This is a genomic window from Neobacillus sp. PVCKKU3 (genome assembly GCF_058323225.1).
In genome coordinates, this window is record NZ_JBLVQN010000003.1 from 173,192 (window position 1) to 187,386 (window position 14,195).

Genomic DNA, 14,195 nt, shown 5'->3' on the forward strand with positions numbered 1-14,195 from the left:
CAAACAAGGAGATTGCCCGAAAGCAATCTCCTTTTTTTATAAATCATCCGGTTCTTTTCCCCAGATATGCCTCAACAATTCTCGGATCCTCTAACAGGTCTTTCGCCTTGCCTTGAATGATAACTTTCCCGGTTTCCAGAACGTATCCATAATCGGCAATTTTCAAGGCCTGCTTAGCATTTTGTTCGACGACAAGCACTGTAGTCCCGGCGTCTTTAATTTCCTTGATGATTTTAAAAATCTCCGCCACAATCAACGGGGCTAGTCCCATTGAAGGCTCGTCCAGCAATAATAGCTTAGGACGTGCCAGCAAGGCACGGGCGATGGCAAGCATTTGCTGCTGGCCGCCCGACAGAGTACCGCCCAATTGACTCTTTCTTTCCTTTAAAATAGGAAAACGCCTCATCACGTCTTCGATATCCTTGTCAATCTCTTTATCGTTTCGTTGATATGCTCCCATTTCAAGGTTTTCCATGACGGTCATGCCAGATAGGATAGCTCTGCCCTCAGGAACAAGAGAGACTCCTTTTTTAACAAGCTGGTCAGGACGAAGCCCCGTTACATTTTCACCTAAAAACTCAATGCTTCCAGTCTTTGGCTTAATTAACCCGGCAATTGTTTTCATCGTTGTGGTTTTGCCAGCCCCGTTCGCCCCAAGGATGGTGACGATTTTCCCTTGTTCAACCTCAAGGCTGACTCCTTTAAGGGCCTGGATTTTCCCATAATACGTTTCAATTCCTGTTACTTTAAGCAATATCATCTTCCTCCTCTTTACCGAGGTAGGCCTCAATAACAGCTTGGTTGTTTTGAATTTCCTCTGGTGTACCTTCAGCAAGTTTTTTCCCGAAATTTAAAACCACGATTCTGTCGCACAGCTTCATCACAAGCGGCATGTCATGTTCGATCAAAAGGACGGTAATACCCTTTTTCTGGACCTTCTTAATTAAGCCGTAAAGCTCTTCCGTTTCCGTTTCGTTCATGCCTGCCGCGGGCTCATCCAATAATAAAAGCTTCGGATCGCTGGCCAATGCTCTGGCAATTTCCAGCCTTCTTTGCTGGCCATAGGCTAGGTTTTCCGCAACTGCATCTTCAAACTCGGCTAGGCCCACCAATTCCAGCAGCTCACCCGCAGTGGTCCGCAATCTTTCTTCTTCGGCACGCTGTGACCTTGTCCTTAGCACGCCGCTAAAGACACCCGATTTGCTGCGGGAATGCCCGCCGACCAATACATTTTCAAGAACCGTCATTTGCGGGAACAGACGGATATTTTGGAAGGTCCGGCAAATTCCCTTATTGGTAATTTTATGCGGCTTTATGCCGGTAATTTTTTCATCAAAAAAAGTAATTTCACCCGATGTCGGAGGGAACATATTCGTAATCATGTTAAACATGGTCGTTTTCCCTGCTCCGTTTGGGCCGATGAGACCGTAGATTTCTCCTTCCCTGAGAGAAAAGGAAACATCAGTTAATGCCGAGATTCCGCCAAAATTTTTAGAGATGTTTTTGATGTTTAGAACCATGCTTAATCCCCCTCTTTGGCAGCTGTAACTTTTGTAAAATGGAAATATCAATAATTCCCTGCGGACGGAAAGCCATCATTAAGATTAGAATGGCACCATAAATCATATAACGGTATTCGCTGATAAAGCGTAATACTTCAGGCATCAGGGTCATGAAGGTGGCACCGAAAATGGAGCCCCAAATCACTTCGCTGCCTCCGAATACCGCAAAAATTAAAATCTCAACAGCGCGGTGGTAGGAAAAGTCAGCCGGACTGATATACCCCATGACGTGTGCGAATAATGCACCCGCAAAGCCTGAAAAAAGAGCCCCTTGAACAAAAGATAAAACTTTGTAATAAGTGATATTAATTCCCATTGCCTCCGCCGCTTTTTCATCCATTTTAATAGCTGCAAACGCCCGGCCGACACGTGACTTATTCTGCCTGATAATAAACCAAATAACAAAAATATTAACGATGACTAATATGATTAGGACCAATAAATAAACAAATTGATTATTTTTCAAACCAATGTCCAGCGGATTAAATCCGGCATCCCTTGAGAATTTGAGCAGTTCCCTGCCAATTTGCGGAATACCTGATAGGCCGACTGCACCCTTAGTAAGGGATTCCCAATTGATGAGGAACACACGAATGACTTCGCCGAAGCCAAGCGTGGCAATAGCCAGATAAACGCCCGTTAACCGAAGTGACGGAATGCCGATGATAATACCGACGATTCCTGCCATCAATGCCCCGGCAATGACACCAACGACAATCGGCATATCGTAATTTATTGTCAACAACGCAGACGTATAGGCTCCAATCCCCATAAACCCGGCATTCCCTAAGGAGAGCTGGCCGGAAGAAAGGGTAACGTAAATGCTCAAACCTAAAATAATGTTAATCATAATAAACGAAGCGACTTGAAGGTAGTATGGATTTAGAAAGTCTCCAAGCATGTCATCACGGCCTTCCCTCAGATGTCTTTTGGCCGAATAATCCCTGCGGCCGTATTAGAAGAATCACGATGATTGCGATGAATGCAATGGCATCCCGATATCCTGAATCACCATAAGCAACAATGAGCGTTTCAGCTAAACCAAGAATTAAGCCCCCGGCCATGGCACCTTTCACATTGCCCATACCGCCCAAGATGATAATGGCAAGTCCCTTTAACCCCATCGATAAGCCCATTTGCGGGTTAACCGAGTTAAACGCCATTCCTACAAGAATCCCGGCGATTCCCCCCATTGCGGAAGCTATGACAACCGTTAAGGTGATGATTCTTTTCGTATTTACTCCGAGAATGCTAGCTGTTTCTAAATTCTCAGCCGTTGAACGAAGGGCTTTTCCTGCTCTTGTTTTTGAAAGCCAATAGGAAAGACCTAACATTAAAACGACAGAGATGACGAAAATAACAATTTGTACGACATAAATCGTAATCGAGCCAATTTGAAAATGAATCTCTGCAAAGGCATTTTTAAAAGGATGATTACCTGCTCCAAATAAATGATGCGATAAATTTTCTAATAATATTGATACGCCAATCGTGCTTATTAATGGAGCAAGATGGGAGACACCTGGTTTCCCGCGCAGCGGGCGCAGTGCAAGGTTTTCCATCAAGAAACCTAAAATGGCCGTGACAACGATGGCTGCAATAAACGCCAGCCAAATCGGCCAACCTAGTGTATCTGTCACAATTACTCCAATAAAAGCGCCAAACATAAAGATTTCACCGTGCGCCATATTAATGATGCCTAGAACTCCAAAGACAAGTGTAAATCCAAGGGCAACGATGGCATAGATGCTTCCTAGTGTGATTCCGTTAATTAGCTGTTCTAATAGCAAAACATCTCACCCGCTAACTCCAAATTTTTTGAAACCAATAGTAATGAAAGCCCCCCGCCGGAAGGCTAAAAGCCCGGAGCGAGGAGCAGTTGGTTGGAAGTTTTCAATTCAAATTCCTGATCATTCTTCCAGTGTTCCCAACCCAAGAAGGATTCACCTTATTCAAAGATTTGGAATTTGCCGTCTTTGATGACAAGAACGGTTGGATCCATTACAACGTCCCCATCCTTGTCAAAGGAGAATTTACCAAGAATACCTGGGAAGTCCTTAATTTCTGCAAGGGAATCACGCAATGCGTCGCGGTCTGCCTCACCCGCATTTTTTAGAGCCTCAGCCATGATGTATAGTGCATCGTAAGCCTGCGCTGCGAATTGGTCTGGTTTCTTGCCATATTCAGACTCATATTTTTTCACGAATTCTTGAACCTTCGGATCTTCCTTTTCAGCAAACCAAGGAGTTGCCACAATTAAGCCATCTGCAGCTTGTCCAGCAATTTGAATCACTTGTGGAGAGTTAAATCCGTTTCCGCCGACAAATGGTACATCAATGCCCATTTTGCGTGCCTGGTCCATGATTACAGCACCTTCATTGTAAAGAGCGGAACATAGGATTAGGTCTGGCTGAAGTCCTTTGATTTTTGTTAATTGCGCATTGTAGTCAGCTTGACCCTTTTGGAAAGTCTCGGTAGTTACGACATCAAGCTTCATCTTTTCCGCTGTCTTTTTCATCGTGTCATAGCCGGATTTTGTGAATACGTCGTCATTACCGTAAAGAATCGCAACTTTCTTCACTTTATATTTATCAACTGCCTTTTTCACAGATGCAGGAATAGCAAGTGCTTCAGGCAGCGAGTTTCTGAATACATAGTCGCCAATTTGCGGGATTCCATCAGCAGTTGTGGACGTACCCATAATTGGAATACCATTCAAGTCTGCCTCAGGGCCGACAACATTCATTTCTGTACTTAAAGTAGGTCCCAATAGGGCTACAATACTATCGTCACTCATTAACTTTTGAGCTGCAGATAAAGCTTGTTCCTGTTTACCTGCTGAGTCTTCAACAACAAGATCGATTTTGACATCGCCCTTTGCATTAATTTCTTTTTTCGCTAAATTAAAACCGTTAGTAATAGCTTCACCGTAAGCTGCTCCAGGTCCAGTTAAATAGGAAACAACACCGATTTTTGCTTCCACAGCCTTGCCGCTTTCTTTCGTATCGTCTTTTTTGCCAGAAGTTTCTGAATTATTACTGCATGCTGTTAAGACAACAAGTAAAAGAACGGTAAAAAGCAGAAACGACTTATTAAGGATTTTTCTCATGTCCTTCTTTCCCCCTATTTTTCGACAAAATTAGTTATATATATCTATTAAATACTAATATTATTTCAATGTAAAGATTTTGAACTGAATTTTTAGAATTTTATTTCTATTGGAAAAATAATAAAACGCTTACATTCTTTTAATCTAGCAGTTTCTTTTAAAAAATAATTTTCAATATTATTAATACTGTTACAATAGAGGAAAGGTAGTTATTTTTGCAAAGGGAGGATTTCCATGTTTGAATTATTAGTTACGATGGTAGAGCGGCTTGGAATCCTTGTGATGATCGCGTTTGTGTTGACAAGATTCCCTTTCTTTCGCGACATGATTTATCGGGAGGAATTGAATCGAAAACAGCAAGTGCTTGCGATAGTCTTCTTTGGCTCCTTTGGGATTATCGGCACGTATTCAGGACTGACACTTAATACAAATAGTCTTCAATTTAACCGTTGGATCTCAGACCTTAATTCGGATGAAGCGATTGCCAACTCCCGGGTCATAGGTGTCGTTTTGGGGGGCCTCCTCGGCGGCTATCGAGTCGGCATTGGTGCCGGACTAATTGCCGGGCTGCACCGCTTTACCTTAGGCGGGTTTACAGCGATATCCTGCGGACTTGCCACGATCTTGACAGGAATACTGGCAGGATTCTTCCATAAGAAAGACAAGCATGTAAAACTAAAGTCTTCTTTTCTGCTTGGTGCCCTTGCAGAATCAATACAAATGCTGGTCATTCTATTAATCTCCCGGCCGTTTGAAAAAGCCTGGGATTTAGTTGAGATTATTGGCCTGCCGATGATTATTGCAAATGGGATTGGCTGTGCGCTTTTCCTTCTCATTATTAAAAGTGTCATAAATGAAGAGGAGAAAGCAGGGGCCCTGCAGGCTCAAAAAACATTGCGTATCGCTGACAAAACTCTGGCCTTTCTCCGGAATGGGCTCAATACCGAATCGGCCAAAGTGGTTTGCCACATTCTCCATAATGAAATGAAAACAAGTGCCGTGACCATGACAAATTCAGTGGAAATATTGGCCCATGTCGGCCTTGGCTATGATCATCATTTACCACATCTTACGATTAAAAGCAAAACCATACAGGACGTTATAAAAAAAGGGGAAATTACCACTTCCCGGCGAAATACCCTTTGTGAAACCGAGGAATGTCCGCTTGACGCCGTCGTCATTGCACCTTTAAAACAACGGAGAGAGACGATTGGAACCTTACAATTTTTCTTCCGCTCAGAAAAAGAAATCACCCCAGTCACCATGGAATTGATTTCTGGACTAAGCCTGCTATTAAGCAACCAGCTTGAGATTGCTGAAGCCGATAAATCCTATCAGCTGGCAAAGGAAGCGGAAATTAAGGCTCTTCAAGCACAAATAAGCCCTCATTTTCTATTTAATTCATTAAATACGATTCTCTCACTCATTCGAATCAATCCACCAAAGGCACGGGAACTGCTTGTCTCACTGTCGCATTTTTTACGGCAAAACCTATCCGTCACAACCCAAAGCATGACAACACTTGAACAGGAATTGCGGCATGTGAAAGCCTATTTAGCGATTGAAGAAGCAAGATTTATCAATAAATTGAAAGTTATCTATGAAATAGAAGAAGCTGCCCTTCTGCAGCAGATTCCGCCTCTGACCCTGCAGCCAATCGTTGAAAACGCCATAAAGCATGGTATTAAAGACAAGGTTAGCAATTGCGTTGTAAAAATTACGATTCAAATGCTGCAAGAGTCGGCATACGTAAAAATTGAGGATAATGGGATTGGAATGAGCACGGAGCGGGCCAGGCAGATCAGCAAAGCGCCGATAGCTTCTGAATCTGGAAACGGGTTAGCCCTTTATAATGTAAATCGCAGATTGACGATGGTGTTTGGCGAAGAAGCTGCCCTAAATGTAAAAAGTGAAATTAATATCGGGACAGAAATCTCCCTTTCTATTCCTTGTTTGGAGGCGGGCTAAATGGAACAATTGATTAGAACCCTGATTGTAGATGATGAACTATACAGCAGGGATGAACTTAAACACCTGTTAGGGAATTTCCCTGCTATTCAAATTGTCGGGGAAGCGGAATCCGGCCAGGAGACAATCATGAAGGCCATTCAGCTTCAGCCAGATGTCGTTTTTCTGGATGTTGAAATGCCAAAAATGAATGGGATGAGTACTGCAAAAGCATTGATGGAATTAAAAAAGACACCATTAGTCGTGTTTGCCACTGCCTACCCGCAATTTGCCGTTGAAGCTTTTCGCTATAATGCCATAGATTATCTACTTAAGCCTTATGATGAGGGACAATTACAGGAGACGGTTAACCGTATTATAAAAAATAGGAGCACCCCCTCGGATGCTGATGCTGACGCAGGCAAACAATCCGGAAAGCTAGCCATTGAAACAGAAGGGGAAATCTTCTATATTGAACCAAAGGATATTCTTTATATTTACAGGGATGACAAATGGACACGACTGATCACGAACAACGGTGAGTTTGAAACGAAAATTCCTCTTAAAGAATTGGAGGTTAGGCTGATTACTTTTGGTTTCTTCCGAATTCATAAAAGCTTTCTTGTGAACCTTGACTATGTTACCCGATTGACCCCTTGGTTTAATGGCGCCTACCAGCTGCAAATCGAAGGTAGAAAGGAAATGCTGTCTGTCAGCAGGAATTATGTAAAGGCATTAAGAACAAGACTTGAAATTTAATATTTTAAAAAAAGAACAAGTAATTTAATTTTCAGCATCTTAGACTCGAAAGAAAACATGTTAATCCCAAAAATCTACCTTTTAATCTCAATTTACCCATATCTCACTTCTTCTCTTTTATACTTATGGATGTAAACGCATTCATTTATTTGTTAAAAGGGGGAAAAAACTTGTATACATTTCTTGCGGGGATTGCCCTGTTAATAATCGGTTATTTCACGTATGGCAAATTCGTTGAAAAAATGTTTGGCGTAAAGGAAAACAGAGCAACGCCGGCCTTTGTCAATAACGATGGTGTTGACTATTTGCCAATGAGTACACCAAAGAACTCTTTAATTCAATTATTGAATATCGCCGGAACAGGACCTGTTTACGGACCTATATTAGGAGCTTTATATGGACCTGTTGCCTTTATCTGGATTGTGGTTGGCTGTATTTTTGCCGGTGCTGTCCACGATTATTTAACAGGAATGATTTCCATCCGAAACCGCGGCGCCCATCTTCCTGAGCTTGCCAGCAGATTTTTGGGGAAGGTAATGAAACACGTGGTCAATGGTTTTGCAGTCCTGTTGCTTTTATTAGTAGGTACAGTGTTTGTCACAACACCAGCCGCACTTTTGAATGTCTTGATGAATGGTAAAGTAGCTTTAGCCGTTATTATTGGTGCTATTTTTCTCTACTACATTTTGGCTACACTTTTGCCAGTTGATAAAGTAATTGGCCGCCTTTACCCATATTTCGGCGCGCTACTTTTAATCAGTGCCATCGGCGTAGGTATCGGCTTAGTCGTTACAGGCCAGCCAATTCCAGAACTATCTTTTAAAAACTTCCATCCTGCTGGCGCTTCCATTTTCCCATTATTGTTTTTCACGATTTCATGTGGCGCTTTATCAGGATTTCATGCTACACAAACACCAATCATTTCGCGCACAACACAAAATGAAAAAGAAGGCCGTAAAATTTTCTACGGCATGATGATTACAGAAGGTGTTATCGCGATGATTTGGGCTGCTGCCGGAATGAGCATGTTCCATGGCTATAACGGCTTGCAGGAAGTCCTTGCTGCCGGCGGACCTGGTGCAGTGGTCAGCCAAGCTTCCACCACACTTCTTGGCGCAATCGGCGGTACACTTGCTGTTCTAGGTGTTGTAGTCCTGCCAATCACTTCCGGGGATACTGCTTTCCGCAGTGCACGGATGATCATTGCAGAATATTTAAATATCGCGCAAAAGAAATTATCAAGCCGGTTATGGATTGCAGTTCCACTTTTCGTGATTTCAGCAGCCTTAACTCAAATCGACTTTAATATTTTATGGAGATACTTTAACTGGGCCAACCAATCAACAGCAGTCATCGCTCTATTTGTCGGCGCTATGTATCTATATATTGCGAAGAAGAACTACTTTGTTCCGCTGATTCCGGGAACGTTTATGCTTTTGATGGTTATCACTTATATCCTTAATGCCCCAATCGGCTTCGGATTATCCGTAACTGTTTCATGGATTGGCGGGGCTATCGGCACAATAATCCTGCTCGTATTATTCTTTAATGCCGCTAAGAAGGCTCGTGCCAATAATCTTCCTCTCGAAGAAGACATATCCGGCTGGAACAAGGTGGCCTAATGGGCTGCTGTAACCCGAACTACCGGAAAACTGTCAATGAAAAGGAAGAAGAGCTTAATCTAAAGGGCAAGGATTCTGTTCCTTTGTTGGCTAAAATTATTATTCTACTCATCATAACAGGAGGGATCCTAGCGCTCTTCCTTCGATAAGGTAAAGCATGGGGACGGTTCTTTTGTTTTAAAACAAAAGAACCGTCCCCATGAATCTTTAGGGTAGAAAATTATGAAAATTTGTGATACGATGAAATAAGTTTAAAAGGCCGTGTGTAACTGGCGAAACGCGGATAACCGCGAGGGAGCACACGGTGTTGAAGCCGTTCGCCTGGGCAGAGGTAAGGGAATTAACTCCCTTGCCTCTTTCTGCTTATAAAAGGAGGAAGAAAAATGAGCACGATCGCTTTAGAAAAAGTGAACACCATCAAAACCCTTAATAATATCGCGGAAAGAGGGCTAAACGTATTCAATAAGAACGGCTTTCTGGTTGACAACGGCAGTGAAAACCCCGATGCCATCCTTGTTCGCAGCTTTAATATGCACTCGTTAGAATTCGGTGAAAATTTAAAGGCAATCGCAAGAGCAGGAGCAGGTGTTAACAATATTCCGGTCGATAGATGTACAGAGCAAGGTATTGTTGTATTCAATACCCCTGGAGCAAATGCCAACGCTGTAAAAGAAATGGTCCTTACCTCATTAATAGCTTCTTCCCGTAACCTTTTTGCTGGTGTAGCTTGGACTAAGTCGTTAGATGGTGAAGGCGAACAAATTCCAAAGCTTGTCGAAGCAGGCAAAAAACAATTTGTCGGAAAAGAAATTAAAGGGAAAACATTGGGTGTCATTGGTTTAGGAGCGATTGGTGCCCTTGTGGCGAATGATGCGTTGGATTTAGATATGGATGTCATCGGATTTGATCCATTTATCTCTGTCGATACCGCTTGGAATTTGTCCCGCAATGTACAGCGGGCAATGACAATTGAACAGTTATTTGCAGAATCTGACTATATCACTGTTCACGTACCGCTAACAGATGACACAAGAGGTATGTTTAACCAAGCGACATTCAGTATCATGAAGCCTGGTGTTCATATTTTAAACTTCTCCCGTGGTGAACTTGTCAATGAATCAGACATGGCTGCAGCCCTAGAAAGCGGAAAAGTTGGGAAGTATGTTACCGATTTCCCGAATGAAAATGTGCTTAAAATGAAAAATATCGTTCCAATTCCGCACCTAGGCGCCTCCACAAATGAATCAGAGGAAAATTGTGCAATCATGGCAGCTCGTCAGGTAAAGGAATTTTTAGAAACAGGAAATATCAAAAACTCAGTGAATTTCCCAAATACCAGCCTTCCTTATACTGGTAAGCGGCGCGTGGCGGCATTCCACCACAATGTTCCAAACATGGTAGGACAGATTACCTCAACTATATCTGGCTACCATTTAAACATTGCCGACATGGTCAACAGAAGCCGCGGAGAATATGCGTATACCATCATTGACATTGATAATAAAGTAAATGGGGATGTTATTCCTTCCTTAGAGGAGAAAATAAATCAAATCTCCGGAATGGTGACAGTACGGATTATTTAATTGAATGTTACGTTTTAACAAGAAAATGGAGCCTGGTTTCAATACCGGCTCCATTTCTTTTAAACTATTAGAGTCTATGCTGATAATTTTATGTTTTTTTCCTTTTTCCCTCTATAGGAATACAAAATAAATAATAGAATAAACCATACTGGTGTCAACAATAGGGCTGGACGGGTAGCCTCAGCAAACAGCATGATGATGAGAATCGCCGCAAACAAGCTTAGGACCACGTAATTAACAAATGGTGTAAATGGTGCTTTAAATTTTGACTTTGCCTGTAAATCCTGACGGTTTTTTTTATACCTTAAATGGCAAACCAGAATAACACCCCAAACCCAAATAAAACAAATGGCACTAATGGTTGTCACAATTCCAAAAGCCTGCTCCGGAATAAGTTTGCTAAGGAGCGCTCCCCCTGTCAAGACAAGAGTCGAAATCAATAACGCGTTACTTGGCACATGATTTTTATTCAGTCTTGCAAAATTCGCTGGACCTTGGCTATTATTGCTTAAATTATATAAAATCCGGCTTGTTGAAAACATCCCACTGTTACAAGCAGAAGCGGCTGAAGTTAAAACGACAAAATTAATAATTCCTGCGGCAATCGGAATCCCGACTATACTAAACGTTTTGACAAACGGACTTTCAGCGGCATTCAGTTCCGTCCATGGATTAATACATAGAAGAACGATCAATGCGCCAACGTAGAAAAATAAAATCCGTAAAGGAATTTTATTAATGGCTGAAGGGATGTTTTTTTCCGGATTGGCTGTTTCTGCTGCCGATACACCCACTAATTCCACACCAACGAATGCAAAAACGACCATTTGGAATGAAAGCAAGAAGCCTGTCATTCCATTTGGAAAAAGGCCGCCATGTTCCCAAAGATTTTTAATAGAGACCGCCCCTGCATCTGTCTTGAATCCCATCACTAGCAAAATCACCCCAATTCCGATTAAGGCAAGAATGGTAATGACCTTTATTAAGGCAAACCAGAACTCCAATTCTCCAAAAAGTTTTACCGTTAATAGATTGAGACCCAATAAGACGACCAAACAGACCATTGCAGGTATCCACTGTGGGATATCAAACCAATATCGTACATATACACCAACAGCAATCACATCAGCCATAGCGGTCATAATCCAGCAAAACCAATAAGTCCATCCCGTTACAAACGCAATCCGAGGTCCAAGATAATCCTCGGCAATGTCGGTAAAAGATTGATATCCTGCCTTTGACAGCAGAAGTTCTCCGAGTGCCCTCATTACAAAGAAACAGGCCATCCCTACGATTAAATAAGCTAGAATGATAGATGGACCTGCTAGTTGGATTGCTTTACCCGACCCTAAGAATAATCCGGTACCAATGGTGCCGCCAATTGCAATTAGTTGAACATGCCGATTTGCTAAATTCTTCTTTAATTCTTGCTGTGCCAACGTTGACTCCTCCTTAGAAGTTATAAAACCCAATAAAAAAAGAGATTGGATGTCCTCCAATCTCTTAGTTCATAAGAATAACAAATAATACTTATTATGCTTAAAATTGCCAGCACGACAAATATATATTTAGTACTCTTCTGTCCTTTTGCCTGAGATTGTGAACCCTTCGGCGCCGCGTAATTTTCGCGGTCTCTCCAGAAGCTGCTCCTGCTATAGTGTGATCCATAGCAATCATAGCTTGCTAATTATTAAGTTTTTTAGATAGTATTGTTGAATAATTTTTAATTTTAGTAGTATTAAATTACTTTGTCAACAATAAATGACTCTTAAATATTTTATCGACTCTCTGAAATTAACTTACCACCCCCGAGGGATGGATTTGAATCCGTTTTCATAAAGGGACAATAGAAAGTCCCAGAACAGAAAAAGTATGTTATAATAATTGTCGAAATACGTAGATTTGTCTATAAGGGAACAGAATATATAAACGGGAAGGAACGTGAGAGAATGAGTAACGGAATTTTCAAAATCCCAACTCCTACAAATGAACCTGGCAATACTTATGCTCCAGGTACAAAAGAACGGGAAACATTAAAAGCAGAATTAACACGCCAATCTAGTATCGTAATCGATATTCCTGTGATTATTAATGGCGAAAATATAAAGACAGATACAGTGAAGCAAGTGGTTATGCCACATGATCATCAACATGTTTTAGCAAACTATTCGCAAGCCGGAGAAAAAGAGCTGCGTGATGCTGTTGAAGCGGCGATGGCTGCCAAAGAAGCATGGGCTAATATGGCTTGGGAACACCGCGCCGCTATTTTCTTAAAAGCTGCTGATTTAATCTCTGGTCCATACCGTGATGTAATGAACGCCGCGACGATGTTAGGACAGTCCAAAACAGTTGTTCAAGCTGAAATTGATTCTGCCCAAGAATTAGTTGACTTCTTACGTTTTGGCGTTGATTATGCAAATCAAGTTTATCAAATTCAGCCAAGCAGCATGAAGAATGTATGGAATCGTACTGATTACCGTCCATTAGATGGTTTTGTATTGGCGATTTCTCCATTTAACTTCACAGCCATTGGCGGAAACCTGCCAGCAGCTCCTGCAATGATGGGGAACGTAGTCGTTTGGAAACCAGCTACCACTTCTATTCTAGCAAACTACTACTTTATTCGTATTTTAGAAGAGGCAGGATTACCTAAAGGTGTCATCAACTTCGTGCCTTCTCGTGGTTCGCAAGTATCAGAAGTAGTCCTAACAGACCCTCGTATGTCTGGATTCCATTTTACCGGTTCAACAAGCACGTTCCAAACGATTTGGAAAACAGTTGGGGAAAACATTGCAAGCTATAAATCATACCCTCGTTTAATTGGGGAAACAGGCGGTAAAGACTTTGTATTCGCTCATGAAACTGCACAAGCAGACAAAGTAGTAGCCAACCTTGTTCGTGGTGCATTTGAATACCAAGGTCAAAAATGTTCCGCAGCTTCACGTGCTTATATTCCAGCAAGTATGTGGGAAGAAGTAAAAGCCGGTTTAGTGGCAGAAACGGCAAAGCTTAAAGTTGGGGATGTCCGCGATTTTAGAAACTTCATGGGTGCAGTTATTGATAAAGCGGCTTTTGATTCAATTACAAGCTATATCGATTACGCAGCAGCTTCTGAAGAAGCAGAAATTATTGCTGGCGGTACTTATGATGATTCTGTTGGATATTTCGTTCAACCGACCATCATTGTGACTACAAATCCAAACTTCAAAACAATGGTGGAAGAAATCTTTGGACCAGTCTTAACAATCTATGTATATGAAAATGATCAATTAGAAGAAACATTGCATGCAGTAGATACTGCTTCTATGTATGCCTTAACAGGTTCAATCTTTGCCCAAGATCGCGGGGCCATTGTTCACTTAGAAAACCGCTTATCCGGCGCAGCTGGAAACTTTTATATCAATGATAAACCAACTGGTGCGATGATTAATCAACAGCCATTTGGCGGTTCTCGTGGATCTGGTACAAACGATAAAGCAGGTTCTGTATTCAACATGATTCGCTGGACAAGTCCTCGTGTCATCAAAGAAAACTTTGCACCAACTGCAGAGGTTGCTTATCCATTTATGGATGCAGAATAATAAATAATGTAAAAAAGAGGTTGAAACCAAAC

11 protein-coding genes and 2 riboswitches are annotated in these 14,195 nt (G+C 41.9%); of the genes, 5 read left to right on the forward strand and 6 right to left on the reverse strand.

Annotation, left to right across the window (positions count from 1 at the left end; translation table 11 throughout):
* Positions 1-43: 43 nt before the first annotated feature.
* From ACNQGS_RS03740 to ACNQGS_RS03760, 5 genes are all read right to left on the reverse strand, one after another.
* A complete protein-coding gene (locus tag ACNQGS_RS03740; RefSeq protein ID WP_491486175.1) occupies positions 44-754 on the reverse strand; it encodes an ABC transporter ATP-binding protein in 711 nt (236 codons plus the stop codon).
* Entirely contained in the window at positions 747-1,520 is a 774-nt protein-coding gene (locus ACNQGS_RS03745) for an ABC transporter ATP-binding protein (RefSeq protein ID WP_491486176.1), read from the reverse strand. The genes ACNQGS_RS03740 and ACNQGS_RS03745 overlap by 8 nt, the downstream gene beginning before the upstream one ends.
* Positions 1,492-2,463: a branched-chain amino acid ABC transporter permease gene (locus ACNQGS_RS03750; RefSeq protein WP_491486177.1), complete on the reverse strand. Its 972-nt coding sequence runs from the start codon at positions 2,461-2,463 to the stop codon at positions 1,492-1,494. Before ACNQGS_RS03750 ends, ACNQGS_RS03745 begins: the two co-directional genes overlap by 29 nt.
* 4 nt (positions 2,464-2,467) lie before the next feature.
* Positions 2,468-3,352, reverse strand: coding sequence for a branched-chain amino acid ABC transporter permease (locus tag ACNQGS_RS03755; protein WP_491486178.1), 885 nt, complete (start codon positions 3,350-3,352; stop codon positions 2,468-2,470).
* 158 nt (positions 3,353-3,510) lie between these two features.
* Positions 3,511-4,671, reverse strand: coding sequence for an ABC transporter substrate-binding protein (locus tag ACNQGS_RS03760; protein WP_491486179.1), 1,161 nt, complete (start codon positions 4,669-4,671; stop codon positions 3,511-3,513).
* Positions 4,672-4,905: 234 nt separating this feature from the next.
* On the opposite strand from ACNQGS_RS03760, the gene ACNQGS_RS03765 reads away from it, so the two are divergent.
* The 4 genes from ACNQGS_RS03765 (at position 4,906) to ACNQGS_RS03780 (ending at position 10,582) form a co-directional block, all read left to right on the forward strand.
* A complete protein-coding gene (locus tag ACNQGS_RS03765; RefSeq protein ID WP_491486180.1) occupies positions 4,906-6,639 on the forward strand; it encodes a LytS/YhcK type 5TM receptor domain-containing protein in 1,734 nt (577 codons plus the stop codon).
* The gene (locus tag ACNQGS_RS03770; RefSeq protein WP_491486181.1) at positions 6,640-7,377 is read left to right on the forward strand and encodes a LytR/AlgR family response regulator transcription factor; all 738 of its coding nucleotides are present in this window, start codon (positions 6,640-6,642) and stop codon (positions 7,375-7,377) included. It abuts the gene before it with no gap.
* A gap of 170 nt (positions 7,378-7,547) precedes the next feature.
* Positions 7,548-8,999, forward strand: a complete 1,452-nt coding sequence (locus ACNQGS_RS03775) for a carbon starvation CstA family protein (RefSeq protein ID WP_491486182.1) — start codon at positions 7,548-7,550, stop codon at positions 8,997-8,999.
* Positions 9,000-9,254: 255 nt separating this feature from the next.
* Positions 9,255-9,333, forward strand: a riboswitch (ZMP/ZTP riboswitch).
* 49 nt (positions 9,334-9,382) lie between these two features.
* Entirely contained in the window at positions 9,383-10,582 is a 1,200-nt protein-coding gene (locus ACNQGS_RS03780) for a phosphoglycerate dehydrogenase (RefSeq protein WP_491486183.1), read from the forward strand.
* Positions 10,583-10,656: 74 nt separating this feature from the next.
* On the opposite strand, the gene ACNQGS_RS03785 is transcribed toward ACNQGS_RS03780, so the two are convergent.
* Positions 10,657-12,021, reverse strand: a complete 1,365-nt coding sequence (locus ACNQGS_RS03785; protein WP_491486184.1) for an amino acid permease — start codon at positions 12,019-12,021, stop codon at positions 10,657-10,659.
* Between the two features lie 130 nt (positions 12,022-12,151).
* Positions 12,152-12,232: riboswitch (glycine riboswitch) on the reverse strand.
* Between the two features lie 299 nt (positions 12,233-12,531).
* Here ACNQGS_RS03785 and pruA point away from each other — a divergent pair.
* A complete protein-coding gene (gene pruA / locus ACNQGS_RS03790) occupies positions 12,532-14,163 on the forward strand; it encodes an L-glutamate gamma-semialdehyde dehydrogenase (protein ID WP_491486185.1) in 1,632 nt (543 codons plus the stop codon).
* Positions 14,164-14,195: the final 32 nt, after the last annotated feature.